This window comes from Streptomyces sp. NPDC014891 (genome assembly GCF_043081085.1).
Lineage (GTDB): Bacteria > Actinomycetota > Actinomycetes > Streptomycetales > Streptomycetaceae > Streptomyces.
In genome coordinates this window covers 373,436-397,874 of sequence record NZ_JBIBWF010000004.1, presented here as the reverse complement: position 1 = coordinate 397,874, position 24,439 = coordinate 373,436, and the positions used below count along the sequence as shown (strand labels likewise).

The window sequence follows — 24,439 nt, the reverse complement described above, 5'->3', positions numbered from 1 at the left end:
GGGGTCAGGCCGCGTGATGGGTCCACTTCTGGTTGGCCCCGCCGGTGCAGGTCCAGATCTGCGCCCGGGTCCCGTCGGCGGAGGAGTTTCCGGTGATGTCCAGGCACTTGTTCGCGCCGGTGTTGACGACGTCGTGCGTGGTGGCGTTGTACGACCAGCGCTGGGCCGCGGTGCCGTTGCAGGTGTACAGCTGGACCTGCGCTCCGTCGGCCGTCGAACCGCCGGAGACGTCCAGGCACTTGCCGAGCGCCCGGATGCCGCCGTCGGCGGAGAGGGTCCAGCGCTGGGCGGTCGTGCCGTTGCAGCCGTACAGCTGGACGGGGGTGCCGTCGGCGGTGGCACCGCCGGCCACGTCGAGGCACTTGCCGGCCAGACCCGTCAGTGCCCCGGCGGAGGTCCCGCCGCCGCTGGTGCCGGACCAGGTGAAGGTCGCGGTGGTGCGGGCGGGCAGCGTGTAGGTGAAGGACTGGTTGCCCCAGTCGACCCGTACGGACTGGGCGGACGTGCCGCCGTTGTGGGCGATCAGCGCCTTCGAGCCGTCGGAGTTGCGCCAGGCCACGTTCCGGACCGTGCTGTTCGCGGTGGAGTCGATCCGGTACGCGCCGGGCTTCACGAACTTGGTGAGGTGTCCCGTCGTGTAGTACTCGACGGTGTAGTCGACCTGTCCGGCCCGGGCGCCGCCCTCCTGCACGGTGATGAGACCGGTGCAGGTGCCGCAGCCGCCGTTGTGCGGGCCCATGTTCTGGTTGAGCCCGAGGCTCCACTTGACCAGGCTGCCACTCCAGTTGCGGGCGTAGTCGACGATGTCGGCCATGTCCTCGTTGTGCTGGTTCCCGATCCATGTGCCGCCCGAGTGCTCGGTGCTGAACTGCTTCACCGAGGGGTACTGGTTGTGCACCTGGGTGCCCACGGCCGGGTCGCCGAAGTAGCCGTGCCAGGCGATGCCGCCGAAGAGCGGGTCGTTGCGCACGCCGGCGTCGTTCAGGATCCCGGCGCCGAAGGAGGCGTAGTCGCCGTAGTTCCAGTCGTGGACGAGGACCTTGGTGGTGAGGCCCGCGGCCCGGAAGGCCGGGTAGACGTGGTTCTTGGTGAACTCGACGAGCCCGGCGGGGTTCCAGCTCATGCCCGGGTAGTTCATGGCGGTCGGGTTGCCGGCCTGGCAGCAGTTCGGCTCGTTCTGCACGGAGACGTAGTCGACCTTGACTCCGGCGGCCTGGTAGCTCTGCACGTACTTCACCAGGTACTGGGCGTACAGCGGGTAGTACTCCGCCTTCAGCCAGCCCATCTGGTCCATCCGGCCGTTGTCCTTCATCCAGCCCGGCGCGCTCCACGGCACGCCCTTGACGCGGAGGGCCGGGTTGAGCTGCTTGGCCTGGACGGTCAGCAGCCGGACGTCGGTGTCGTAGCCGTTCGCGCCGAAGTCGTTCAGGTCGCAGCAGGTGTCGTCGAGGGAGACGTGCCCGGGCCGGGAGAGGTCCGAGGCGCCGATGGGGTTGCGGACGAAGGACAGCCCGATGCCCTCGGTCGGCGAGAACAGCCTGCGCATCACCTCGTCGCGGGTGGCGGCGCTGACGGCACCGCCGCGCAGCAGATGGCCGGTGGTGTCGGTGATCGAGGCGCCACCGCCCTCGAACTGCTGGTACGTGGTGTTCTCGTTCACGGTGATCGTGTGGTTAGCGGAGCCGCCGGCCGGACCGAAGGCGAGGGGCGCCTGCGGGGCGAGGCCGCGCGTGACGGTACGGCCGCCGGAGTCGGACGTCGTGGTGAGCCAGACGTCGACCCGCTCGCCCGCGGCCTGCGCGGTGCCGGGCCCGGTGAGAACCAGGCTGCCGGCGACGAGCACGCCGGCGGTCAGCGCGGTGAGGGGCCGGAGACGGCGGGTGCGGAGCCCGGCGGCTCTCGCCCGTGAGCCCGTCCCCGCCCGCCGGAACCACGTGCGCACCTGCCCGAATGTGTTATGCACCTGACAAACCTTTCGCCGTCTCGCGCCCAACGGACAACAACAGCAAAGCCTTTTATCAAGTCCTGAAGCTATGAGGCGCTCCAGTGCCCGTCAACCCTTCACACGTTGTCGGATCACCGGGGTCGCGCACGCTCGTCACGGATGCTCGACAGGGCCGCAATTCGCTTGCGAAGCCTGCGATACTCTTGCGTTCATGACGCGACGACTTGCCCAGGTGGCCAAGAAGGTGGGAGTCAGCGAGGCGACGGTCAGCCGTGTCCTCAACGGAAAGCCCGGTGTCTCCGAGGCGACACGCCAGTCCGTCCTCACCGCGCTCGACGTGCTCGGCTACGAGCGGCCCACGCAGCTGCGCGGCGAGCGCGCGCGCCTGGTCGGTCTCGTCCTGCCGGAACTGCAGAACCCCATCTTCCCCGCGTTCGCCGAGGTGATCGGCGGCGCGCTCGCGCAGCAGGGGCTGACCCCGGTCCTCTGCACCCAGACCAAGGGCGGCGTCTCCGAGGCCGATTACGTCGACCTCCTGCTCCAGCAGCAGGTGTCGGGGGTCGTCTTCGCCGGCGGCCTGTTCGCCCAGGCCGACGCCCCGCACGACCACTACCACCAACTCGCCGAGCGCAACATCCCGGTGGTCCTGATCAACGCGTCCATCAAAGGGCTCAACTTCCCCTGCGTCTCCTGCGACGACGCCGTCGCCGTCGAGCAGGCCTGGCGCCACCTGGCCTCCCTCGGCCACGAGCGGATCGGCCTGGTCCTCGGCCCCAGCGACCACGTTCCCTCGCGCCGCAAGCTCGAAGCGGCCCGCGCCGTCGCCGAGGCCGCCGGCGGCGACCTGCCGGACGAGCACGTCGTCCGGTCGATCTTCTCGCTCGAAGGCGGGCAGGCCGCCGCGGCCCGCCTCCTGGAGCGGGGCGTCACCGGCATCGTGTGCGCCAGCGACCCCCTCGCCCTCGGCGCCATCAGGGCCGCCCGGCGCCGGGGCCTCGCGGTCCCCTCGGAGGTCTCCGTCATCGGCTTCGACGACTCCGCCTTCATGAACTGCACCGAGCCGCCGCTCTCGACCGTGCGCCAGCCCATCGAGGCCATGGGGCGCGCCGCCGTCGAGCTGCTCTGCGCCCAGATCCAGGGCACCCAGACCGACCCCGGCGAGCTGCTCTTCGAACCCGAACTGGTCGTGCGCGGTTCGACGGCGCCGCCGCCGACCGTCTGATCCCTCCAGCGCGTGCCACGGCTCCGGTGCCGGGAAGGCCCACCGCCTTCCCGGCACCGGAGCCGTCTTCGTGGGCCGGTGGAGACGTTTCGGCAGGGAGGTCGTCGACTTCTGGTGACGTAAGGCATCGATGACTTCACTCAAGAATCAGCTCACATGGCGCAATTCTTCTTTCGAAGACGGCTCGAATCCGGGGGAGAGGCCCCGAACCGGCCGCGCTCCGGCCCCGGAGCACCGGCTCGAGCACTCCGTACGGCCTTCGTCCCCCTCAACCGGTGGCCGACGCCCGCCACCTGACCTGCGGTCAGGCAGCGCCGCCGCCGTACCGGTCGAGGACCTGGGCCAGATAGTCGGAACACGGGCCGAGACGGTCCGCCTCGGCCGCCGAGGACACGAAGGCGAGCGCGTCCAGCTCGGGCCCGGCCCCGTGCCCGGACTCCGCGGCCACCAGCTCGGCGTGCCCGCGCAGCAAGGGAGCGGCGGCCGTGGGCGGGGCGAGGAAGTGGAACCCGAGACTCCCGAACCGGCGCCCCCGGGTGACCGCGCACAGCCGCAGTCCCTCGTCGTCGACCCGCACCCCGATCTCCTCCGCGAGCTCACGCGCGGCTTCCCGCCGGATCGCGGCCTCGTCGAGCGGGTGGGGCGCCGCGGGCGGCTCCACCGCACCGCCCGGCAGCGTCCAGCGACCCGGTGCCGCGGTGGTCGCCGCCCCGCGGCCGACCACCAGCCCGCGCTCCGTGGGCAGCAGCACCGTCGCGAACATCGAGCCGGGCACGTCCCCGGCGGGCCGCAGGGCGCGCAGCGCCCGGTATCGGTAGGAGAGCCGCGCCCAGTGCGCCACCAGGACCCCGGGTGCGGAGAGGTCGATCCCCGTGACCGCCGCCAGGGGGCCGTCGAAGACCGCCGGGTTGCCGGCCCGTGTGCCGGCCCAGAGCCGGTCCACCTCGCTCAGCTCCCACGGCGTCAGGGCGGGCAGGGGCCCTTCGGCGAAGGCGATCCGCCGCACGTCGAGGAACGCCACCGGCGGCGCGGCCGGTCGGGTGTCACGCGCGTCGGTCACGCGGCACCTCCTCCGTCTCGTCGAGCCGCTCGCGCAGCGCGACCGCGGCCGGGCGTACGTCTCCGGGGACGGGGCGACCGGTCCGGATCCCGTCGACGACGGTGTTCAGGAAGTCCACCGCGCCCCTCGGGCCGTCGGGTCCCAGAGCCCGCCGGCCGCGCCGCGGGCGAGGTGGTCCGCGTACACGCCGACCTTCCAGGTGATGACGGAACGGCACTCCTCCAGCGCCCTGATCCGGGCGTCGACCCGCTGCCGATGGGTGTCGAGCAGGTCCAGCCGCTCCGCCTCGTTGCCGGGGCCGGAGCGCACCAGCTCGGCGAACCGCTTGAGGTCGGAGAGGGGCATGCCGGACTCGCGGAGCTTGACGCAGATCAGCAGCCAGTCCACGTCGAAGGCCGTGTACTGGCGCCGGCCGCCCGCCGTCCGGTGCACCGGACCGGTCAGCAGGCCCTCGCGCTCGTAGAAACGCAGGGCGTGGACGCTGAGTCCGGTCCGCTCGGCCACCCGGCCGATGCTCAGAAGCGCCCCGTCGGGCACGGCGGTCGTCATGGTCCGCAGTCTAGGACTTGATCTAGACCCCGCTCTAGATCGTAGCGTCGGCCGCATGATCACCACCGACCAGCAGCACCCGCTCGACTCCCCCTTCTCCGCCGCCAGTACGGCCGAGGACGTCCTCGCGGGCATGGACCTCTCCGGCCGGACGGCCCTCGTGACCGGGGGGTACTCCGGACTCGGCCTGGAGACCGCCCGGGGGCTGGCCGCCGCCGGAGCCCGCGTCATCGTCCCGGCGCGCCGCCCCGACACCGCCCGCGCGGTCCTCCGGGACGTGCCGGGGTGCGAGGTCGTCGCCCTCGACCTCGCCGACGTCCCCGGCGTGCGCGCCGCCGCCGCGCTGATCGCCGGGCGCGTCGACCGGATCGACCTCCTGATGGCCGTGGCTGGCGTCATGGCCACCCCCGAGCGGAGGGTCGGGCCCGGTTGGGAGGGCCAGCTCGCCGCCAACCACTTCGGCCACTTCGTCCTCGCCTGCGAGCTCTACCCGCTGCTCGCCGCCGCGGACGGGGCGCGCGTCGTGGTCAACAGCTCCGCCGGACACGCCCTCACCGACATCCGCTGGCACGACCCGCACTTCCGCACCGGCTACGACAAGTGGCTGGCCTACGGCCAGGCCAAGACCGCCAACTCGCTGTTCGCCGTGCACCTCGACGCGCTCGGACGCGCCGACGGCGTCCGCGCGTTCGCCCTGCACCCCGGCAGGATCATCACCGGTCTCCAGCGCGAGATGAGCCTCCGGGAGCAGAGGGACCGCGGATGGGTGGACGAGCACGGCCGCGTGATCGGGCCCGGCTTCAAGACCGCCTCCCAGGGCGCCGCCACCGGTCTCTGGGCCGCGACCTCCGCCCTTCTCGACGGACGCGGAGGCCTCTACCTGGAGGACTGCGACGTGGCGGTGCGCGCCGCCCCCGGCCAGCCCATGGACGACGGCGGTGTCCACGACCACGCCGTCGACCCCGAAGCCGCCGCACGGCTCTGGGAGCTCTCCCTCGCGGCGACCGGCTGCGGCCCGGTCACCCGCTGACTCCGGCCCGCCCCTTCCGACCCGCCGGCCCGCCGGTCCGCCGGCCCGTGCCGAGGACACGGCCCCGGCACAGGAGCTCGATCGACCGAGCCCGCCGTGGGACCGCTCACCTCGGGCGCTCGGTGATCCGCTCCACATCCGTCATCAGGGCTTCCAGCCACTCCACGGTCGCGTAGTACGGCCGGGGAGCGCCGGGCGGTTCGACGGTGAAGTCCACGAAGGCGCGCGGGTCGACGGCGGCCGGCCTGCCGGGTGTGTCGCCGCTGGGGTCCAGACGCGCGGAGACCAGCAGCATGCCCGCCGCCACCCGGTCGCCGATCCGGGTCGCCGACGCGGCGGAGTCCCGGGGCAGCGGCGGGACGACGGTCGGTTCGAACGGCACCAGCAGCCGGTCCGCGCCCCACAGGGTGTGGTGGCCGGACATGAGAGCGGCCTGCCAGTCCTGCGGGTCGTCCGGCGCGTTCAGCTCCTTGGGCTCGCTGTGGTACTGGGCGTACGCCGACTCCGCCATGATCAGGGCGTGCTGCAGCGACCGGTGGCCCGGCGAGAGGGCCACGGGTTCGCGCGCCCCGCCCGCGGCGAGTCGGGACGTCGTGGACACGACGGTCTCCGCGGCGCTGCGGAGCATCGTCGCCACGGCCCGCCGGAGCTCGTCGTGGGCGCCCCGCGGCCAGGCGAGCAGCCCGAACACGGCGCCCACCGCGCTGCCCGCGACCACGTCCAGGAGCCGGAACTCGGCGAGCTGCCAGGTCGCGGGGGCCAGCTGGGCGAAGACCAGGGCGACGACCATCGTGAACATCGCCTGCGCCCAGCCCACGCCCTTCACCGGCCCCAGCGTGAAGGCGACCAGCATCAGAGGAGGCAACGCGACCGCGTACACGGTGGTGTCCGTACCCACGACGGAGAGGAGCACGGCCACGACGAGCGCCCCCACCAGGGTCCCGGTGAGCGCCACCCGCACGGTGCTCCGCGTCTCCCGTGCCGTCGTACGGGTCAGGGTGAGGGTGGCGAGGAGCATCCAGAACCCGTGCGGCAGCGTGTCGAGGCCGGCGATCGTCCGCGCCGCCGCCAGCGCCAGCGCGATCCGCACCGCGTTCTGGAAGAACACCGACCGTTGTCCGGCGTGCCCGGAGAGCCGGTGCCACCACAGCCGGGGCGCCCGCATCCGCGCGTACCAGAACCGGCCGGGGGCCGCCGGCGGGGCCGCCCTGCCGAGGACGGCGATCTCGGCCGCCGTCGACATCGCCAGCGCCGCGTCCGCCACCTCCAGGACCGCGGCGTGGCGGCGCAGCGCGGCGGGCGTGGCACCCGGCGCGGCGCCCGCGGCCAGGGAGTGGCGGGCCTCCTGGAGCCGGCCGCGGGCCGGCGCGGGCTCCGCCGGGCGGGAGCGGGTGCCGTCGCGCCCGCGCAGCTGTGCCGCGGTCTCCAGGGACGCGTCCCGCACCGCACGCAGCACCTCCGGCCCCGCCCCGCCCTCCGCCGGGTCGCCGGCGCGCGGGGGCAGCGCGGCCAGCCGCCCCAGCAGGGTCCGGGCGGCCAGACCGGTGTGGGTGAGGGCCCGCGCCCTGACCCCGGGGCCCGCGGGCCGCTCGGCCTCGGGCACCCGCGAGGACCGCAGACCGCCCCCTACCTCACGGGCGGTCCGGCGTGCCGCGTCACCGAGCGCGTACGGGGCGGAGACCAGTTCGCCGGCGCAGCGCCCCGCGCTCTCCGCGGCCCGGGCCGCCAGCTCGCGGTAGGGGACGCGCGGTGCGCGGTCGGGCAGCAGGAAGGCCTCGGCGAGGATCAGCACGAGGAGGCCGACGGTCGCGCCCGCCAGCCGTTCGCCCAGGGACCCGGGGACGTACGGCGGGAAGGACGGCAGGATGTACATCAGCTGCAGCCCCGGCGCGGCCCCGGCCGGCCGGGGGCCTCCCACCGCCAGGAACGCCAGGACGAAGCCGACGACGAGCATCCCGAGGACCGCGCTCCAGGTCCGCACGGAAAGGTAGGTGCCGATCGTGATGAGCACCCAGCACGCGGGGACCACCGGCAGCAGCGTCGCGGCGCGCTGCCGCCCGTTGCCGGGGATGCGGGAGAGGCCGGCCATCGCGACCGCGGCGAAGAGCGCGTACGTCGCGGCGACGGGCGAGTCGAATCCGTACAGGAAGAGGTAGAAACCGGCGGCGGCGGAGACCGTGACGCGGACCGACCGCCGCACGGCGGCCGCGTAGGCCGGCGGGAGCCCGGCCTTCGACCGCCGTGTCCCGGGATCTCCACCCATACCCCCAGGATCCACCGGGACGGCGCGTCCGGCATGCGGCGGACGGCCGCCCGGGGCCGCCGGGCCGGCCCCCGGTCCGCCCGCGGGGGGGCACCGGGGGCCGGAGCGGTCCCGCCGGGTTACGGCGCGGCCGGCACCGTGTCCTGGAAGGTGGTGCCCGCCGTGCGGTAGGCGCCGACCTTCGCGGCCACCTGGGCGGGGGTCAGGACCTGGTCCTTGACGTGCAGGACGTAGTCGACCTTCTGGTCGTAGGCGCGCGGTGTCGTCGAGGTCTGGCCGGCCAGGTCGATCAGCCACTGGTTGAAGTTGATCGACATCGGGCGCTCGGGGAGGTACCGGGCGTCGTGCCGGCCGAACTCCTGGCCGTCGACGTAGTAGACGATCGTGCTGTCGTCGATGGTCAGGACGAGGTCGTGCCAGCCGGCGTAGCTCGTGCGGGACTCGGAGTGCTGGTTGACGGCCTCCCAGGGGTCGGGGCGGTAGGTCTCCCAGGACGTGGTGTAGAGGATGTTGGCGGGCTCGCCCCAGCCGCCGTTGGGGAGGTACTCGAAGTCGTACTCGGCGTAGTCGTCGGCCATCGGGGCCTTGAGGTCGTTGATGGTGAAGAAGGTCTGGACGACGCGGTCGCCGTCCGGTCCCGACACCGGGGCGTCCGAGAAGCGCACGCGCGCCGCGTAGGTGCCGTTCTTGAACTTCGAGGCCTGGGTGAGGATCTCGGTGTGCCGGGTGGACTCGCCCGTCCCGGCGGTCGAGCTCCGCAGGTTCATGATCGAGTTCGTGCCCTCCTTGGCGAAGGTGACGTTCTCGGGGGCCCAGGTGGCGCCCGGCACGCCGGGGCCGCCGGAGTTGGAGCGGACGCTCCAGCCGTGGGCGCCGATCGCCGGGTCGGTGTGGCCGGTGTAGTCGAAGTCGTCGAAGAGCGCGGCCCCGTTGGGCGGCGGGGTGGTCGGGGGCGTCGTCGGGTCGGTGGGCGTCGGGGTGGGCTCGTTGCCGGCCGGCGCGGTGCCCCAGACCTGCACGCCGCCCACGGTCGCCGTGACCTTGGACCAGTTGGCGTACGCCGTCTGGGCGGGACCGAACGAGTAGTCGTCGCTCTGGTTCAGCGACTGCCAGTTGGACCGGTGGAAGCGCAGCTGCATGTCGCCGGTGTCCGCGCCGGGCGCCAGGGAGCCGGCGCCGGCGGTGAAGCCGATCTCCAGGTAGCGGTCGGCGGTCGCGGTGGGATGGGCGAGGGTGCCGAAGGTGCCGGTGAGGTTCGCGCAGCCCTTCACGGCCCAGGAGCAGGCGTAGGTGTACGAGGCTCCCGCGTCGGCCTTGAAGTAGTAGCGGACCTTGACCTGGCTCAGCGGCACGCTCGACGCGCCCGTGTTGACCACCTTGAGCCAGGGCTCGACCTGGTCGCCGCCGGTCGAACTCTGCCGGTACTGGACGGTGAGGGCCTCACCGGCGGCGGCGGCCGGGAGGGCGGTGAGAGCGGTGGCGCCGAGCCCGGTCACCGCGGCGACGGCGAGCGCGGCTCGGATCCGCAGGTTCCTGGTCCGGGTGGGGTCGTTCATGGTGATTCCTCTCCTGGGACGGGGTGGGGCGGAGGTGCGGACGGGTGGTGCGGCTGACGTACGCGCGGACGGGACCGGCGTACGAGCAGGCGGGGAGGGGTGCACGGGGTGGGGCCGTGCCCGGGCGGGTCCGGGCTCGGGGCGGGCACGCGCGCTCACGGCGCGGGCGTGAGGACCGCCGCCGCGGGCGCGGGAGGCAGCCGGCGCGGCACCCCGAGGGCGTCGAGCCGTGTCCTGTGGTGCCGCAGGCGCTCCTGGAAGCCCGGCCAGTCGTGGCGCCCGGTCCAGACGACCTCGGCGAGCGCGCAGAGCCGGGGGAAGGTCAGGTACTCGGCGTGCGCGGTGGTGGGCACGTACTCGGTCCACAGCTGCACCTGGGAGCCGAGGACCTGGGCGGCCTCCTCGGGGGTCCAGTCGGCCGGAGCCGGTTCGTTGCCGTGCACGGTCCGCAGGTCGACGACCTCGCCGGCCTGGCCCGGCGGCTCGGCGGGGCTGGCCGACTGGGGGTAGTCGAGGTAGGTGGTCCGATGGGGCGCCATGACGACCCGGTGTCCGCGCCGGACGGCCGTCCGGCCGTGGTCGGCGTCGCGCCAGGGCATGACGGTGAAGTACCGGGGGAGGTCCGCGCCGTTCTCGGTCCAGCTCAGGGGCAGCCGGCCCGCGTCGAGCAGGTGGCGTCCGATCCGTTCCATGAACCAGCCGTGCAGGGCGGCCGGTCCCGGCAGGCTCTCCTCGGCTGCCCTGCGCAGCGCGGCGGGTGCGTGGTGCCACTCGGTGGTGGGGCACTCCTCGCCGCCGATGTGCACGTAGGAGGAGGGGAAGACCTCCATGACCTCGTCCAGGACCGTGCGGCAGAAGTCGAGGGCGCCGTCGTGGACGCCGAGGATCGTGTCGCACACGCCCCACCGGTCCCAGACCTCGTAGGTGCGGCCGGGCTGGTTGCCGAGCTCGGGGTAGGCGGCGAGCGCGGCCCGGACGTGCCCCGGCATCTCGATCTCGGGCACGACGGTGACGCCCCGCTCGGCCGCGTACGCCACCAGTCCGGTGAGTTCCGCCCGGGTGTAGGCGCCGCCGTGCGGCAGCCCGCCGACCTCGGTGAGCCGCGGGAGCGCCGCGACCGGCATGCGCCAGCCCTGGTCGTCGGTGAGGTGGAGGTGGAGGACGTTGAGCTTGTGGAGGGCGAGGAGGTCGACGTACCGCCGCAGGTAGGAGACGGGGCGGAAGCGTCGCGCGACGTCGAGCATGGAGCCCCGCCAGGGGAAGCGCGGTGTGTCGGTGATCTGCACGCAGGGGACGGACCAGGCGACGCCGGCGACGGGTTCGGCGCGCAGGGCCTCGACCGGGAGGAGCTGGCGGAGGGTCTGCACGCCGGCGAGGAGTCCCTGGGGCCGGGCGGCCCGCAGCAGGACGCCCTCGGCGCCGACGGTCAGGCCGTATCCCTCCTCGCCGAGGCCGGTGAGGGCGCGGTCGAGCGCCAGGACGACGGAGCCGTCCGCGCGGGAGGGCAGCGGCAGGCCGGTGGCCGGGCCGAGCAGGGTGCGCAGCAGTCCGGCGGCGCCCTCGGCGCCCGGCGAGACCTTGAGGGCGGTCGCCGCGTCGAAGGTGAACGTGCCGGGGAGCGGCTGGAGGTGGGTGGGTTCGGGAACGAGTCGGGGCTGGGGCATCGGGGTGCGTTATCCCTTCACGGCTCCGCCGGTCATTCCGGCGGCGACCCGGCCCTGCAGGACCAGGAAGAGGACGAGGACGGGCAGGGCGAAGAGGGTGGAGGCGGCCATGGTGGCGCCCCAGTCGGTGCCGAAGACGTTCGAGAAGGACGACAGCCAGACGGGCAGGGTCCGGTCGTCCTGGTTCTTGATGATGAGCATGTTGGCGAAGGCGAACTCGTTCCAGGCGGTGATGAAGCCGAAGAGCGAGGTCGCGAGCAGTCCGGGGGCGAGCAGGGGGAGGGTCACCCGGCGGAAGGCGGCGGTGCGGGTGCAGCCGTCGACCTGGGCCGCCTCCTCCAGTTCGGGCGGGACGGCGGCGAGGAAGGAGCGGAGGGTCACGATGGTGAAGGGCAGGGTGACCATGAAGTAGACGAGGCTGAGGGTCGCGAGCCGGTCGAGCAGGTCGGCGTCCCGGGCGATCACGTACATCGGGATCAGCAGGGCCTCCCAGGGCGCGACCTGGGCGATGAACACCATCAGGATGAAGCCCCGCCGGCCGCGCCAGTTCATCCGGGCGACGGCGAACGCGGCGGCGAGCGCCACCACGAGGGCGAGTACGACGCAACCGGCGGTCACGAGAAGGCTGTTGCGCCAGAACATCCAGAACCCGTCGGCGGCGACGGCGTGCCGGAAGTGCTCCAGGGTGACGGAGACGGGCAGGAACCGCGGAGTTTCGGACTGGATGTCGCGGGTCGGCCGGAAGGCCGTGAGGACCATCCAGTACACCGGGAACACGGCCAGGACGAAGACCAGCGCCGCCGCGGTGTTGAGGGGGAGTCGGCGCAGGGTGCGCGGGGTCACCGGTCGGCCTCCTGTCGGAGCATCTGGCGGAAGTAGGCGATCAGGACGGCCACGAGGAGGAGCACGGTGAGCGTGGAGACCGCGGCTCCGAGGTCGTAGCGGTGCAGCGACTGGGCCACGCGGTAGGCGTACACGGGCAGGGTGGTCGTCGCCTCGCCCGGGCCGCCCTTGGTCACGGCCCAGATCTGCGCGAAGCAGCGGAAGACCCAGATGACCTCCAGGCAAAGGACGAGCCCGAAGATCGGGCGCAGCAGGGGGAGCGTGACGGAGAGGAAGATCCGCCGGCCGCCGGCGCCGTCGAGCCGGGCCGACTCGTAGAGCTCTGCGGGGACGGTCAGCAGCGCCGAGTGCAGGGTGATCGCGGCGAAGGGCACGGACTGCCAGACCACCAGGAGGACCAGGACGGTGAAGGCGGCGGGGCCGTTCGCCAGCCAGGAGTAGCCCTCGAAGGACTCGAACCCGAGCCGGACGAGGACCCAGTTGACCACTCCGAGGCGTGAGGCGAAGAGCCACTGGAACACGGTCGTGGTGGCGATGACGGGGCTGGCCCACGCGAGGACGAGACCCGTCGTCACGAGGATCCGCATCCGCTTGCCGAGCCGCTGCATCATCAGCGCGACCAGGGTGCCGATCACCATGATGAGGACGACGTTGACCAGGGTCCACCAGAAGGTACGCCGGACGACCTCCCAGAACTCGGGGTCCGCCAGCACGGCCCGGTAGTTGTCGAGCCCGACGAACGAGGCCTCGCCGCGGATGAGTTCGCCCAGGCCGTACCGCTGGAAGGAGATCACCAGGTTCCGGGCGAAGGGGTAGCCGAGCAGGAGCAGACCGCCGAGGACCGTGGGGGCGACCAGAAGGTAGGGCCAGAAGGCGCCCCGTCCCGACGGACCGCGGCCGCCCGTGGAACGGCCGGGCCCGTCCGGCCGCCCCCCGGGCCGTCCTCCGGCCCGCCTTCCGGTCCTCCGGCCGGTCCGTCCGCCGGACGGACCGTCGGGGGCCGGGTCGTGTGTGCCGCCGAGCCGTTCCACGGGCGGGCTCACGGGTCCGCTCACGGGTCCGCTCACGAGCCGAGGGTCTTGGTGATGCTCTGCGAGGCGGTCGCGGCCGCCCGCGCGGGGTCGGTGCCGGTGAGCACCGCCGTCATGTACTGCTTGATAGGGTTGGTGGCCTCGACGGCGGCCCACTGCGGGGAGTTCGGCGTCGCCCGGCCCTGCGCCGCGCCCGCGGCCATGGCGGCCGTCCCCTCGTCGTCCTGGATCACCCGGGCCAGCGAGGTGCGGTTGGGGACGTAGCTCATCGTCCGGGCCATGTCGGTCTGCCACTTCTCGCCGGCCAGCGCCTTGACCACCTCGTACGCGGCCTCGGGGTGGGTCGACGCCTCCGGCACGATCAGGTCGGAGCCGCCGGTGAAGACCGCGCCGGGTCTGCCCGCGGTCTTGCCGGGGACCGGGAAGAATCCGAGCTTGCCCTTGAGGGCGGGGTTGATCTCCTCGACGATCTTGGCGCCGCCCGGTACCGCGATGATCTGGGCGACCTCGCCCTTGGCGAAGACCTCGGCCTGCGGGGGCTTGGCCTCGTCGGAGTCCTTGGGGCCCTTGCCCAGGGCCTGGAGCCGTCGGTAGAAGTCCATGCCGGCGCGCGCCTGCGGGGAGTCGAGGGCTCCCTTCCACCCGGACCCGTCCTTGACGGCGAGGTCGCCGCCCTCCTCCCAGACGAAACCGGAGAGGGTGTACCAGTTCTGGCCGGGCAGGTAGATGCCCTGGGTCCGGCCCCGGTTCAGCTTCGCCGTGACCGCGAGCCACTCGGCCTGCGTCTTCGGGGGTGTGGTCACGCCGGCGCGGGCGAACAGGTCCTTGTGGTAGATCACGACCCGGTTGGCGGCGTACCAGGGGATGCCGTACTGCTTGCCGTCGACCCTGCCCGGTTCGGCGAGTCCCGGCAGCCAGTCCGCGCCGTTCAGCTCGGCGGTCCTGTCGGTGAGGTCGCGGACGCCGCCGCTCGCCGCGTACTGCGCGACCTGGGTGTTGCCCACCTCGATGACGTCCGGGGCGTCCTTGCTGGCGAGGGCGGCCGTGACCTTCTCGCCGATGCCGTCCCACTCCTGGATCTGGATGTCCAGGTCGATGTCCTTGTGCTCCGCCTCGAAGCCGGTGCGGAAGCGGTCGAGGAAGGCGTCGGTGACGCTGTCCTTCATGATCCATACGGTGACCTTCTCCGGGCCGCCGGAGGCTGCCGGGTCGCCCGACCCGCCACAGGCCGTGGCGGTGAGGGCGACGGCCGCCGCGAGGGCGACGGAGCCGGCGAGGGGACGAGTCTTCACGGGCACCTCGATGCGTGGTTGACCAATTGGTCAAGTGGTCAGGTGTGTGAGCAGAAGGTGGCATGCTCGGAGGGAGCCGTCAATCCCTTGAAAAACATGGGTCGTTCACCGGGTCTCTGGTCAACCGGTGCGGCTAGTATCGGATTTACCAGTTGACCAGTGCGATGAGGGTGGGTGGCATGAAGGACGGCTCGTCCAGCGGGGTGCTCAAGCGGGAGCGGGTCCGGGAGCACCTGCTCGGCCTGATCGAGGCGGGCGGACCCGGCGACCCGATCCCCTCCGAGCGCACCCTCTGCGCCGCTCTCGGCGTCTCCCGGCCGACCCTGCGGGCGGCCGTCGACGAACTCGTCGCCACCGGCGCCCTGGTGAGGGAGCACGGCCGGGGGATGTTCGTCGCCCCCGCCAAGATCACCCAGCGACTCGCCCCGGACGACGCGGCCTTCACCGTCCCCCGCGCGTCGGGCAGTTGGTCCAGCACCGTGCTCGAATCCGCCACGATCCGGGCCGGCGCCCGCATCGGCCGCAGGCTGCGGCTCTCGCCGGCCGCCGAACTGCTCTACGTCGCCCGCCTGCGCCTGGTGGACGGCGCGCCCATGGCCATCGAGCACCTGCACATCCCGGCGGACCTGGTGGGCGCCTCGCTCACCCCCGAGGAACTCGAAGCGGGCGACCTCTACGACCATCTCCGGGAGCACCACCGGGTCCACGTCCAGGAGGCCACCCAGTCGATCGAACCGACCGTCGTCAGCGAGGACGAGGCGGCGCTCCTGGACGTCCCCGTGCTCTCGCCCGCCCTGCTGATCGAGCGCCTCACCCTCGACACCGCGGGCCGTCCCGTCGAGTACGTGCACTCGGTCTACCGGGGCGACCGGTACCGCATCGTCTCCCGCCTCGACTTCACCCGCGACGGCCTCGTGACCTCCTCCACGGAGGGGGATGCATACTGACCCGCAGCGGAACGGCGCACGGGGGAGTGGACGGCATGGAGCTGAAGCGGGAGCGGGTGCGCGAGCACCTCCTGACCGTGATCGAGGGCCGCCGCCCCGGCGACGCGATCCCGTCCGAGCGCACCCTCTGCGCCACCCTCGGCGTGTCCAGACCGACCCTGCGCGCGGCCGTCGACGAACTCGTCGCCACGGGCCTGCTGGTACGGGAGCACGGCCGCGGCATGTTCGTCGCCCCGGACAAGATCACCCAGGAGCTGGCCGCCGAGCACCGGGCGGCCGGCGCGCCCCGGAGCGGCGGCGACTGGACCAGTACGGTGCTCGGACTCCGCACCGTCCGGGCCGGCGCCCGCGTGGGCCGACGGCTGGCGATCTCCCCGGCCGCGGAGCTGTACCACGTGACGCGGCTGCGCAGCGTGGACGGCGCCCCGATCGCCCTGGAGCACCTCCACGTCCCCGCCGACCTGGTCCCCGGTCTCACCGCGGCCGACATGGAGGGCGGCTTCTACGCCCACCTGCGCGAGCGGCACGGCATCCGGCCCGCGCACGCGGTCCAGTCGATCGAACCGACCGTGCTGAGCGAGGAGGAGGCGGGCCTGCTCGACGTTCCGGTCCTCTCGCCTGCGCTGCTCTTCGACCGGGTCACGTCCGACACCGACGGCAGGCCGGTCGAGTACGTCCGCTCCCTCTACCGGGGCGACCGCTACCGCATCGTCTCCCGGCTCGCCCTCGGCGACGGGCCGGTCGGCGACCCGGCGGCGGACGCGGCACGGGCCGGTGCGTGGTGGGGGACGGTGGAGTGACGCCGGCTCATCCGGTGCGCCGGGTGAGCAGGACCCGGGTGAGCACGTCGCGGGTCAGGGCGAGGTGGGACTCCTCGGGATGGGTGGTCAGCCGGATCCTGACCCAGGCCTCGTCGATGCTCACCCCGGACACCCGGGAGAGCCTCCTGGCCTGCCAGGAGGTGATGGGGGACCAGATCCAGCGACGTCGTCCGAGCTGCTTCATGCGCTGATCAACGAGGCGATGTCGTCGGCGGAATCACCCGAAACGGGCACAGTGGATCATCCTCGCGGGTGCGGGGGCCGCTCATGCGGCTCCCGCCTCGGACGCCGGCCGGGAGCGCGCCCCCGTACACGCCTTCCGGGCGAGCGGTGAAGCCGCTGCGACGGCCCGTCCCGCGGGGGACCGGCCGGCTTCCGGTCAGCGCGCGGGCTCGGCCGGCGGCAGGGGTGGCAGCGGTTCGCGGGCCGCGTGCCAGGACGCCGGGAGGGCGGCGACCCCCGTCCGCGCGGCGATCACCCCGCCCGCGATCGCGCAGGTCGTGTCGATGTCACCGCGCCCCCCGGCCGTGTGCCACAGGCCCTCCTCCAGGTCGTCGAGGTGTCTCGCCGCACACCACAGGGCGTAGGGGACGGTGTCGGGCCCCGACATGCGGTAGCCGGAGCCCAGCACCTCCGCGGCGTGCCGCACCGAGGTGCGCTCCGGCAGCCGGGCCGCGATCCGCAGGCCCGACCGGACGTCGCTCTCGGGCAGGCGGGCGGCGACCTCCCGGAGGAACCCGGGCGACCGCGGTGCGGGTCCGCCGCGGCTGCGCGTGGCCAGCGCGGCCGCCAGGGCGACCGCCACCGCCCCGGCGACCGCCTCCGGATGGTGGTGGGAGACGGTGCTCTGCCGGGTCGCCTGCTCGGCCACGGCGTCGAGGTCGGCCGCGTGCCAGGCGCCGAGCGGGGCGACCCGCATGGCCGCCCCGTTGCCCCAGGAGCCCTGGCCCCCGAACTGCCCGGCGACCACCTCCCGCCAGGGCTCGCCCGAGCCGATCCTGCGGAGCACGTCGTGCATCGAGGCGCCGTACCCGCGGTGGGAGTCCTCGGCGTACGCCGCCGCGAGGCCCAGGGCGAGGCGGTCCGGATCGACGGCGCCGCCGCCGTCGGCGAGTTCGCGGACGAGGACGACGGCCTGGGCCGTGTCGTCGCTCCACTCCCACAGCGGCCCCGGGGGAGGCGTCCGGTCCTCCAGGGCGGCCGGTCCCTCGCGGCGCAGGATGCCGAACCAGCGGTCGCCGAAGGCGTCGCCGAAGGCGAGCCCGTGCAGGGAGTCGAGGACGGCGGTCGGCAGGGTGATCATCGGACGAGTATCACAGTGGACCGCCCACCGGGCACCGCGTTTCCGGCGTCGTAGCCCGCCCCCCCTGACGCCCCCGGCCACCCGGCGGTGTGCCGGGTGGCCGGGAGCGTCGCGCGGGGATGACCCGATGCCCGGGTGACCCCCTAGGCCGTCGCCAGCGCCAGCGTCGGTGACAACCGCGAGGCCCTGACGGCCGGGTAGAGCCCGGCGACGGTGCCGATCGCGAGGGTCGCGGCGAAGCCGCCGCCCACCGCCCACAGCGGCACGACCCACGGCAGGCCGCCCGTGGAGGCGTACACCCCCGTCGCCGCCCCGCCGAGCGCCACGCCCGCCAGGCCGCCCAGGCCGGACAGCATCAGGGACTCCGTCACGAACTGGATCCTGATCTGGCCCCGCGTCGCTCCGAGGGACCGGCGGAGGCCGATCTCGTGGCGGCGTTCGAGGACCGAGATGATCATCGTGTTGGCGACGCCGACCCCGCCCACCAGGAGCGCGATCCCGCCGAGGCCCAGGAGCAGCGTGGAGAACGCGCCTTCCGTCGCCGCCTTGGCCTTGAGCGCCGAGGACGGGTCGGCCACCGACACGTTCTGCGGGTTCTGCGGGTCGATCGTCGGGGCGAGGAGCCGCTGCACCTCCTCGACGGACGCGTCGGAGGACCGCTCGTACACCCTCGTCGGGTGCCCGTCGAAGCCCAGCAGCCGCTCCGCGCCCTGCCAGCCGACCAGGGCCGACCGCTCGATCTCCGGGGCGAGCGGCAGCGGGTCGAGGATGCCGATGACCGTGAAGTACCGGTCGTCGATCCAGACCTGCCGGCCGGGCGCGGTGATGCCGAGCCGCTCGGCGGCGACGTGGCCGAGGACCACGGACGGGTAGCGGCCCGTGGCGGCGTTCAGCCAGGTGCCGGACGCGAGTCCGCCCCTGAGGACGCCGAGCAGGTCCTCCGTCGCCGCCTTGACCGCGATCCCGCCGGTCTCGGCCTCCGGGATCTTCTCGGAACGGCGCACCGAGCTCCTGAGGTCCCCGGTTCCGGCGGCCTTCTCCACTCCGGGGATCCGGCCGACCATGCCCACCGAGTCCTTCGGGAGCTTGACCTCCTGCCCGCTGAACATGCCCTCGCCAGGCTCGGCGACCAGCATGTTCGTGCCGAGCGCGTCGAGTTGGCGCAGCAACTGGGCCTGGCTGGAGGCGGAGATGCCCACGACCGCGATCATCGTGGCGATCCCGATGGCGATGCCCAGGGCCGAGAGCACCACCCGCACGGGACGGCTCCGCAGACCCGCGGATCCCACGTGAAGGACGTCCCGCGGGCCGAGTCGGGCTGCTGTGAGTCTCCTCGTACGGGGCATCAGGCCGCGACCTCCCCGTCACCGGACGCGCCGGCGTCGCCGGGGGCGTCCGCCGCGCCGGGGGTACGGCCTCCTCCGGCGGGGCCCGTCGTGCCCGGGGCGCCGGGCGCCGGGGACGTGTCGTCCACCACCCGTCCGTCCCGGATCCGCACCTGCCGCGGCAGTCTCCCCGCGATCTCCGTGTCGTGCGTGATGACGGCGATCGTCGCGCCCTCCGCGTTGAGTTCGTGCAGGAGCGTCATCACCGCCTCCCCGGACGCCGAGTCCAGCGCGCCCGTCGGTTCGTCGGCGAGCAGCAGGGCCGGTTCGCCCACCACGGCGCGCGCGATGGCGACGCGCTGCTTCTGACCGCCGGACAGTTCGTGCGGCCGGTGCCTCATGCGGTCGGCGAGGCCCACCCGCGCCAGCGCCTCGGCGGCCATCTTGCGCCGCCGGGCGCGCGGCAGCCCGGAGTACAGCAGCCCCTCGGCCACGTTCTCCAGCGCGCCCACGCCGGGCACCAGGTGGAAGGCCTGGAAGACGAACCCGATCCGGCGGGCGCGCAGCGCCGACAGCCTGCGGTCCGACAGGGACGCGATGTCGTACCCGGCGATCTCCACCGTGCCGGCGCTGGGCCGGTCCAGGGTGCCGACGATGTGCAGCAGGGTCGACTTCCCCGAGCCGGACGGACCGACGATGCCGAGCAACTCGCCCTCCGTCACGGTGAGGTCGACGCCGTCGAGGGCCCGTACTCCGCCCGCGTACTCCTTGGTGACCCCGCGGAGCCGCACGACCGGGGGCGGCGTTCCGGGGGCAGTGGGGACGCTAGGGGCCGTGGGGGTCGTCGATGTCGTCGCGGTCGTCGTCATGCGGACGGCACCCCGACCTTCATGCCCTCGCGCAGTCCGTCACCGGTGACCTCGACCCGGCCCTGCCCGAACATGCCGAGCTCGACCTCCACGTCGCGTGCCGTGCCGTTCTCGACGACCTGGACGCCGAAACCGCCGCCGGGCAGGGCGAGCAGTGCGTTCACGGGCACGGTCAGGACGTCCCGGCGGGTCTCGCCGGTGAGGTCGACGGTGACCGGCGACTGGTCGATGCCCTCCACCTTCTCCGGCCGGTCGAAGGAGACCGTGACGGAGATCTTCGGGGTCCTGTCCTGCGGGTCGTCGCCCGCCGAGGCGGTCCTGCCCACGGCCGACACCTTCCCCGGCAGCTCCGTGCCGTCCGGCAGCCGCACCGTGACCCGGGTGCCGGCCTTCGCCGACGCGGCCTCCGAGACGGGGATCCTGAACCGGACCACCCGCTCGGATCCGGTCACGGTGAGCACCGGCCCGCCGGGGGCGATCCGGTCGCCGGGTGCGGCACCCGCCTCCTTGACCCGTACGGCACTGCCCGCGAAGGCGATCTGGTCCGGGCCGACCGTGCCGGTCTGCTTCAGGTCGTGGGACTTCTGCCAGCGCTTCACGGCGGCGGCCGTCTTCGCCGTGTACTCCTCGTCGACGTCGAACCCGACGTACCCGAGGGCCGCGAGGTTCTCCTCCAGCTGCCGGACGTCCTTGCCCTCGTCCCCGGTCTTCAGCGTCCGGTACATCGGCTCGGCCCCGTACATCAGCCGGACCGGGCCGCCCTCCACCTCGTAGAGCCGTCCGTCCCGCCCGACCACCGTGCCGCTCCCGGCGACCCAGGTCAGGACCCCGGCGGTGCCGGCGTTGATCTTCCGCTCGCCGAGGTGGCCGAGGGTGCCGTCCTGCTGCGAGGTGTTGCTGAGGTCGCCCCGGGTGACGGGTGCGGTCTCGGCGGGCAGGCCCTGGGAGTCGGCGCCCCCGGCATCCCGCGGTGCGCGGTCGGGTGCGGACACGGCGGTGACCGCCGCCCCGCCGCCCGCGACGGCCACGATCGCCGCGAGGGCGAGCACCAGCCGGCGCCGCGCCATCGGCCGCTCGCCGCCGCTCACCGGGCCACGCTCTCGCAGGCCTTGGCGGCCTTGTCGAACTTCTGCTTCTCGGCGCCCTGCGGTATCGGCAGGGCCGCCTGCGCACCGCCGTCGAACTTAGGGTCGGGCATGTTGAAGCCGTTCTTCCGCATGCACTTCGCGTATGCGAGCGCCTTGTCCTTGTCGGCCTGCGTCGGCTCCTTGCCGAATCCGGCGCCGCCGGCCTTGTCCTGGCAGGCCTTGAACGCCTTCTCCATCTTCTCCTTGGACATGCCGTCACCGCCGATGGTGAGGCCGACGCCCTGCTCGCCGGGCTTGGGCTCGGGCACGTCGAGCCCCTGCTCGCGGAGGCACTTGCGGTGCTCGAAGGCCTGGTCGGCCTTCTTGCCCTCGTCGCTCACGCTCCCGTCCTTCGTCCCGCTCCCCGAGCCGGCCGCGTCGGCGCCGGCTCCGGAACAGGCGGTGGCGAGCAGGGTGAGGGCGGCGGCCAGGGAGGTGGCGGCGGCGGCCCGGGTGATCCGTCGAATCGTCATGGCGAGGAGCGTGCCGCGAAGGGGTGTTTCGTTTCTCTCAGCGGTTTCGTTTACATCGGCGAAAGGTCGCCTTCGGATACACAGGAGGCATGCGCGTACTGGTGGTGGAGGACGAGGCGTTTCTCGCCGAGATGATCGCCGAGGGGCTGCGCCGCGACGCGCTCGCCGTGGACGTCGCGGCCGACGGCCTCGAAGCCCTGCGGAAACTGCAGCTGGGGGAGTACGACGTGCTCGTCCTGGACCGGGACCTGCCCGGGATGCACGGCGACGACGTCTGCCGCCGCGTCGTCGAACAGCGGCTGATGACCCGGGTGCTGATGCTGACCGCGGCGGGCACGGTGCGGGACCGGGTCGAGGGCCTCGGCCTCGGCGCCGACGACTACCTGGCCAAGCCCTTCGCCTACGACGAGCTGCTGGCCCGGGTGCTCGCGCTCGGGCGGCGTGCCCGGCCCGCGCTGCCGCCCGTGCTGGAACGGGCGGGGATCGTCCTCGACACCGCCCGCCGGCAGGCCAGCCGAGACGGGCGGCATCTGCAGCTCTCCCGCAAGGAGTTCGCCGTCCTGGAGTCCCTCCTGCGGGCCGAGGGCGCGGTGGTCAGCGGCGAGGACCTGATCGAGCAGGTCTGGGAGGAGAACACCAGCTACCGCACCAACGCCGTACGGGTCACGCTGAGCAAGCTCCGCGCGAAGCTGGGCGAGCCGCCCGTGGTGGAGACGGTCCCGGGCTCGGGCTACCGGATCGCGTCGTGAAGCGGGTCGTGACGGGGGAGCGGGCCCGGCTGACCGCCCTGTACGGCGGGCTCCTCCTGCTCGCGGGCGCCCTGCTGACCGGGGTCGTGTACTTCCTGGTGAAGGAGGGCCTGTACTCGTCGATCAGCCTGGCGGTCACCGGGACCGTACCGGCCCGGCGGCTCGGTGAGCTGCCGAGCCCGGACCCGAACGCGCTCACCAGCGCCGTGCCGGCCAGCCCCCTGCCGGCGAGCCCGGCCCCGACCGCCGGGACCGCGCTCCCCAGCGAGGTGCTGGCGATCACGCGGTCGGTGAGCGGCGCCGCGGAGTCGGCGGCGCTGGAACGACTCCTGACGGTGTCGCTGATCGTGCTCGTCGTGTACGCCGTGCTCTCCGTCCTGCTCGCCTGGTGGATGGCGGGCCGGGTGCTCCGGCCGGTCGCCGTGATCACCGAGACGGCGCGCCGGCTGTCCGGCGAGAACCTGCACGAGCGGATCGCGCTCGACGGTCCGCCGGGAGAGCTGAAGCGGCTCGCCGACACCTTCGACGGGATGCTCGGACGGATGGAGGGGCTGGTCTCCGCCCAGCAGCGGTTCGCGGCGAACGCCGCGCACGAACTGCGCACCCCGGTGGCGGTGCAGCGCGCCGCCGCCGAGATCGGGCTCGCGGGCGACCCGTCGCCGGAGCGGGTCGCCCGCATCCGGACGAAGCTGATCGAGGTCGCGGACGACAGCGAACGGATCATCGAGGGACTCCTGCTGCTGGCCGCGTCCGACCAGGGCCTGCGGGAGCGCCGCCCGGTCGCCGTGCACGAGGTGGCCCGCCGGGCGGCGGAGGCGATGGGCGCGGAGGCGGCGGAGCGCCGGGTGGCGGTGTCGGTGCGGGCCCGTCCGCTGACGGTCGACGGCGACGCGGTGCTCCTCGACCGGCTGGTGCACAACCTGGTGGCCAACGGCGTGCGCCACAACGTCCCCGGCGGCCGGGTCGACGTCCGTACCGGCCCCGGGGGCGTCGAGGTGACGAACACCGGACCCGAGGTCCCGGCCGAGACGGTCCCGCTGCTGTTCGAGCCGTTCCGCCGGCTGACCGCCCGTACCCACGCCCCGGGCGAGGGGGCCGGGCTCGGCCTGTCGATCGTCGAATCGATCGCCCGCGCGCACGGCGCGCGGACGGAGGCGTACCCGAACCCGGTGGGCGGCGGGCTGACCGTGCGGGTGCGGTTCGGCGGAGGGAGCGGCTGACCGGGCGGCCGGGCACTCGACTTGGGTTCCGCACGCGGACCTTCACGGGCCCGCCCGTGCCGGTCGCCCGCTGCCGGTCGTCCCGGTCGGCGCGGTACGTCCCGGGAGCCGCCGCCGGCGAGCGCCCCGCCGTGTGTCCTCGTACGCGCGCCGCGGCCCGCGTACGAGGAACTCCTCCGCGTCGTCAGATGCCGCAGCCCGAAGCGGACCAGAAGCGGGCGGAGCGGTGGTCGACATGGGTGTGGTCGCTGTGCCCCGGGTAGCCCGGGCCGAGGATCCCGTTGAAGCCGTGGTTGCGGGCCTGCTGGGCCAGTCGGCACAGCGAGTGCGGCCCGGCTCCGAGGTCGGCGGCGTCCCCGTAGAGGTGCCGGCTCGACGAGGCTCCGCCGACGGCGTCGTTGCAGGCGTGGCTGCGGAAGCCGCTGGTGACACGGATGCTCTGGTCGCCGAGGGCGTGCCGCAGGGCCTCCAGCTTCCACATCGTGCGCAGGGCGTTCGACTTGGCGGTGGCCGCGCTCACGGCCCCGCCGGCCCAGGTGGTGTTGCAGTCGTTGAGCTCGGCGTACGAGAAGTGGACCGGGGTGCAGTCGTCGTCCTGGAGGGCGTAGATCTTGCTGAACGTCGCGGGGCCGGCGACCCCGTCGGCGGCCAGGCCGTAGGCGGCCTGGAAGCGCTTGACCGCGGCCGCCGTCCCGGGGCCGTACGCCCCGTCGATCGCGAGCACGCCGCCGTAGCCGGGATAGCCGGCAACCCGGATCTGCAGCGCGGTGACGTCGGCGCCGGAGGCGCCCTGGGAGAGGGTGCGCGACCAGGTGTAGCAGCCATCGGCCTGGGCGGTGCCGGCGGTGGCGACCACCCCGGCCGTCGAGGCGGCCATGATCATGACAAAGGAGAGGAGCAGGCGCAGCGGCAGGGAACGTGGGGAGCGTCGGGACATCGATCCTCCATGGCCTCATGGGTCCGAGGCGACCCAGGGGTTGAAAGTCCCCCCGAGACTGACGCCCCGGTCGACGCGCGTCAACCACGCCGGAGCAGGCGTCATTTGTCGGACCAATGACGCGCGGATGAACGGGGAGCGGCACCCGGCGCCCGAAAGGAGCGCCTCGAAGGAGCGTCTCGAAGGAGCGCATGAGGACCGCCCGCGGACGGC

General features: G+C 73.6%; 23 protein-coding genes. 6 read left to right on the top strand and 17 right to left on the bottom strand.

All coding sequences use genetic code 11. The features are described from left to right. Positions 1-4: 4 nt before the first annotated feature. The gene (locus tag ACF09E_RS13740; RefSeq protein WP_392205653.1) at positions 5-1,855 is read right to left on the bottom strand and encodes a lectin; all 1,851 of its coding nucleotides are present in this window, start codon (positions 1,853-1,855) and stop codon (positions 5-7) included. 301 nt (positions 1,856-2,156) lie between these two features. Between ACF09E_RS13740 and ACF09E_RS13735 the strand changes: the two genes are divergently transcribed. Then, entirely contained in the window at positions 2,157-3,167 is a 1,011-nt protein-coding gene (locus tag ACF09E_RS13735; protein ID WP_361854025.1) for a LacI family DNA-binding transcriptional regulator, read from the top strand. Positions 3,168-3,471: 304 nt separating this feature from the next. On the opposite strand, the gene ACF09E_RS13730 is transcribed toward ACF09E_RS13735, so the two are convergent. From ACF09E_RS13730 to ACF09E_RS13720, 3 genes are read right to left on the bottom strand one after another with little or no spacing between them, the layout of a single operon-like run. Beyond that, entirely contained in the window at positions 3,472-4,227 is a 756-nt protein-coding gene (locus ACF09E_RS13730; RefSeq protein WP_392205359.1) for an NUDIX domain-containing protein, read from the bottom strand. Continuing rightward, complete coding sequence (locus ACF09E_RS13725) at positions 4,211-4,345, bottom strand: hypothetical protein (RefSeq protein WP_392205358.1); 135 nt, start codon at positions 4,343-4,345, stop codon at positions 4,211-4,213. Before ACF09E_RS13725 ends, ACF09E_RS13730 begins: the two co-directional genes overlap by 17 nt. Then, positions 4,333-4,776, bottom strand: a complete 444-nt coding sequence (locus ACF09E_RS13720) for a MerR family transcriptional regulator (RefSeq protein ID WP_392205357.1) — start codon at positions 4,774-4,776, stop codon at positions 4,333-4,335. The genes ACF09E_RS13725 and ACF09E_RS13720 overlap by 13 nt, the downstream gene beginning before the upstream one ends. A 55-nt stretch (positions 4,777-4,831) precedes the next feature. On the opposite strand from ACF09E_RS13720, the gene ACF09E_RS13715 reads away from it, so the two are divergent. Beyond that, entirely contained in the window at positions 4,832-5,806 is a 975-nt protein-coding gene (locus ACF09E_RS13715) for an oxidoreductase (protein ID WP_392205356.1), read from the top strand. Between the two features lie 106 nt (positions 5,807-5,912). Here ACF09E_RS13715 and ACF09E_RS13710 read toward each other — a convergent pair whose 3' ends face one another. From ACF09E_RS13710 to ACF09E_RS13685, 6 genes are all read right to left on the bottom strand, one after another. After that, positions 5,913-8,069, bottom strand: a complete 2,157-nt coding sequence (locus ACF09E_RS13710) for an FUSC family protein (protein WP_392205355.1) — start codon at positions 8,067-8,069, stop codon at positions 5,913-5,915. 119 nt (positions 8,070-8,188) lie between these two features. After that, positions 8,189-9,625: a cellulose binding domain-containing protein gene (locus ACF09E_RS13705; protein ID WP_392205354.1), complete on the bottom strand. Its 1,437-nt coding sequence runs from the start codon at positions 9,623-9,625 to the stop codon at positions 8,189-8,191. Between the two features lie 155 nt (positions 9,626-9,780). Then, positions 9,781-11,289, bottom strand: coding sequence for a beta-N-acetylhexosaminidase (locus ACF09E_RS13700; RefSeq protein WP_392205353.1), 1,509 nt, complete (start codon positions 11,287-11,289; stop codon positions 9,781-9,783). A gap of 9 nt (positions 11,290-11,298) precedes the next feature. Continuing rightward, positions 11,299-12,132: a carbohydrate ABC transporter permease gene (locus tag ACF09E_RS13695; RefSeq protein WP_392205352.1), complete on the bottom strand. Its 834-nt coding sequence runs from the start codon at positions 12,130-12,132 to the stop codon at positions 11,299-11,301. Continuing rightward, a complete protein-coding gene (locus ACF09E_RS13690) occupies positions 12,129-12,989 on the bottom strand; it encodes a carbohydrate ABC transporter permease (protein WP_392205652.1) in 861 nt (286 codons plus the stop codon). Before ACF09E_RS13690 ends, ACF09E_RS13695 begins: the two co-directional genes overlap by 4 nt. A gap of 206 nt (positions 12,990-13,195) precedes the next feature. Beyond that, entirely contained in the window at positions 13,196-14,455 is a 1,260-nt protein-coding gene (locus tag ACF09E_RS13685) for an extracellular solute-binding protein (protein WP_392205351.1), read from the bottom strand. Between the two features lie 179 nt (positions 14,456-14,634). Between ACF09E_RS13685 and ACF09E_RS13680 the strand changes: the two genes are divergently transcribed. Further along, entirely contained in the window at positions 14,635-15,402 is a 768-nt protein-coding gene (locus ACF09E_RS13680; RefSeq protein ID WP_361849834.1) for a GntR family transcriptional regulator, read from the top strand. A 35-nt stretch (positions 15,403-15,437) separates the two neighbouring features. Continuing rightward, positions 15,438-16,202 carry a GntR family transcriptional regulator gene (locus ACF09E_RS13675; protein ID WP_392205350.1) on the top strand — a complete coding sequence of 255 codons (765 nt, stop codon included), beginning with the start codon at positions 15,438-15,440 and terminating at the stop codon, positions 16,200-16,202. A 7-nt stretch (positions 16,203-16,209) separates the two neighbouring features. Here ACF09E_RS13675 and ACF09E_RS13670 read toward each other — a convergent pair whose 3' ends face one another. From ACF09E_RS13670 to ACF09E_RS13645, 6 genes are all read right to left on the bottom strand, one after another. Then, positions 16,210-16,407, bottom strand: a complete 198-nt coding sequence (locus tag ACF09E_RS13670; protein WP_361849830.1) for a hypothetical protein — start codon at positions 16,405-16,407, stop codon at positions 16,210-16,212. 195 nt (positions 16,408-16,602) lie between these two features. Then, positions 16,603-17,526 carry an ADP-ribosylglycohydrolase family protein gene (locus ACF09E_RS13665; protein ID WP_392205349.1) on the bottom strand — a complete coding sequence of 308 codons (924 nt, stop codon included), beginning with the start codon at positions 17,524-17,526 and terminating at the stop codon, positions 16,603-16,605. A 143-nt stretch (positions 17,527-17,669) separates the two neighbouring features. Then, positions 17,670-18,872: an ABC transporter permease gene (locus ACF09E_RS13660; RefSeq protein WP_392205348.1), complete on the bottom strand. Its 1,203-nt coding sequence runs from the start codon at positions 18,870-18,872 to the stop codon at positions 17,670-17,672. Next, a complete protein-coding gene (locus ACF09E_RS13655) occupies positions 18,872-19,720 on the bottom strand; it encodes an ABC transporter ATP-binding protein (RefSeq protein ID WP_392205347.1) in 849 nt (282 codons plus the stop codon). Before ACF09E_RS13655 ends, ACF09E_RS13660 begins: the two co-directional genes overlap by 1 nt. Beyond that, entirely contained in the window at positions 19,717-20,787 is a 1,071-nt protein-coding gene (locus tag ACF09E_RS13650; protein ID WP_392205651.1) for a peptidoglycan-binding protein, read from the bottom strand. Before ACF09E_RS13650 ends, ACF09E_RS13655 begins: the two co-directional genes overlap by 4 nt. Before the next feature lie 17 nt (positions 20,788-20,804). Then, positions 20,805-21,320 carry a hypothetical protein gene (locus tag ACF09E_RS13645; RefSeq protein ID WP_392205346.1) on the bottom strand — a complete coding sequence of 172 codons (516 nt, stop codon included), beginning with the start codon at positions 21,318-21,320 and terminating at the stop codon, positions 20,805-20,807. Positions 21,321-21,409: 89 nt separating this feature from the next. On the opposite strand from ACF09E_RS13645, the gene ACF09E_RS13640 reads away from it, so the two are divergent. Together ACF09E_RS13640 and ACF09E_RS13635 are read left to right on the top strand one after the other, a co-directional pair. Further along, on the top strand, positions 21,410-22,069 hold the full coding sequence (locus tag ACF09E_RS13640; RefSeq protein ID WP_392205345.1) for a response regulator transcription factor: 660 nt from the start codon (positions 21,410-21,412) through the stop codon (positions 22,067-22,069). Continuing rightward, complete coding sequence (locus ACF09E_RS13635) at positions 22,066-23,289, top strand: ATP-binding protein (RefSeq protein ID WP_392205344.1); 1,224 nt, start codon at positions 22,066-22,068, stop codon at positions 23,287-23,289. The genes ACF09E_RS13640 and ACF09E_RS13635 overlap by 4 nt, the downstream gene beginning before the upstream one ends. 184 nt (positions 23,290-23,473) lie before the next feature. Here ACF09E_RS13635 and ACF09E_RS13630 read toward each other — a convergent pair whose 3' ends face one another. After that, positions 23,474-24,226, bottom strand: coding sequence for a D-Ala-D-Ala carboxypeptidase family metallohydrolase (locus ACF09E_RS13630; protein WP_392205343.1), 753 nt, complete (start codon positions 24,224-24,226; stop codon positions 23,474-23,476). Positions 24,227-24,439: the final 213 nt, after the last annotated feature.

Coding starts and splice junctions, on each gene's coding strand:
- ACF09E_RS13645 (WP_392205346.1), bottom strand. CDS start 21,320: ATGACGATTCGACGGATCACCCGGGCCGCCGCCGCCACCTCCCTGGCC.
- ACF09E_RS13705 (WP_392205354.1), bottom strand. CDS start 9,625: ATGAACGACCCCACCCGGACCAGGAACCTGCGGATCCGAGCCGCGCTC.
- ACF09E_RS13670 (WP_361849830.1), bottom strand. CDS start 16,407: ATGAAGCAGCTCGGACGACGTCGCTGGATCTGGTCCCCCATCACCTCC.
- ACF09E_RS13640 (WP_392205345.1), top strand. CDS start 21,410: ATGCGCGTACTGGTGGTGGAGGACGAGGCGTTTCTCGCCGAGATGATC.
- ACF09E_RS13650 (WP_392205651.1), bottom strand. CDS start 20,787: ATGGCGCGGCGCCGGCTGGTGCTCGCCCTCGCGGCGATCGTGGCCGTC.
- ACF09E_RS13680 (WP_361849834.1), top strand. CDS start 14,635: ATGAAGGACGGCTCGTCCAGCGGGGTGCTCAAGCGGGAGCGGGTCCGG.
- ACF09E_RS13720 (WP_392205357.1), bottom strand. CDS start 4,776: ATGACGACCGCCGTGCCCGACGGGGCGCTTCTGAGCATCGGCCGGGTG.
- ACF09E_RS13665 (WP_392205349.1), bottom strand. CDS start 17,526: ATGATCACCCTGCCGACCGCCGTCCTCGACTCCCTGCACGGGCTCGCC.
- ACF09E_RS13735 (WP_361854025.1), top strand. CDS start 2,157: ATGACGCGACGACTTGCCCAGGTGGCCAAGAAGGTGGGAGTCAGCGAG.
- ACF09E_RS13700 (WP_392205353.1), bottom strand. CDS start 11,289: ATGCCCCAGCCCCGACTCGTTCCCGAACCCACCCACCTCCAGCCGCTC.
- ACF09E_RS13655 (WP_392205347.1), bottom strand. CDS start 19,720: ATGACGACGACCGCGACGACATCGACGACCCCCACGGCCCCTAGCGTC.
- ACF09E_RS13675 (WP_392205350.1), top strand. CDS start 15,438: ATGGAGCTGAAGCGGGAGCGGGTGCGCGAGCACCTCCTGACCGTGATC.
- ACF09E_RS13710 (WP_392205355.1), bottom strand. CDS start 8,069: ATGGGTGGAGATCCCGGGACACGGCGGTCGAAGGCCGGGCTCCCGCCG.
- ACF09E_RS13660 (WP_392205348.1), bottom strand. CDS start 18,872: ATGCCCCGTACGAGGAGACTCACAGCAGCCCGACTCGGCCCGCGGGAC.
- ACF09E_RS13630 (WP_392205343.1), bottom strand. CDS start 24,226: ATGTCCCGACGCTCCCCACGTTCCCTGCCGCTGCGCCTGCTCCTCTCC.
- ACF09E_RS13715 (WP_392205356.1), top strand. CDS start 4,832: ATGATCACCACCGACCAGCAGCACCCGCTCGACTCCCCCTTCTCCGCC.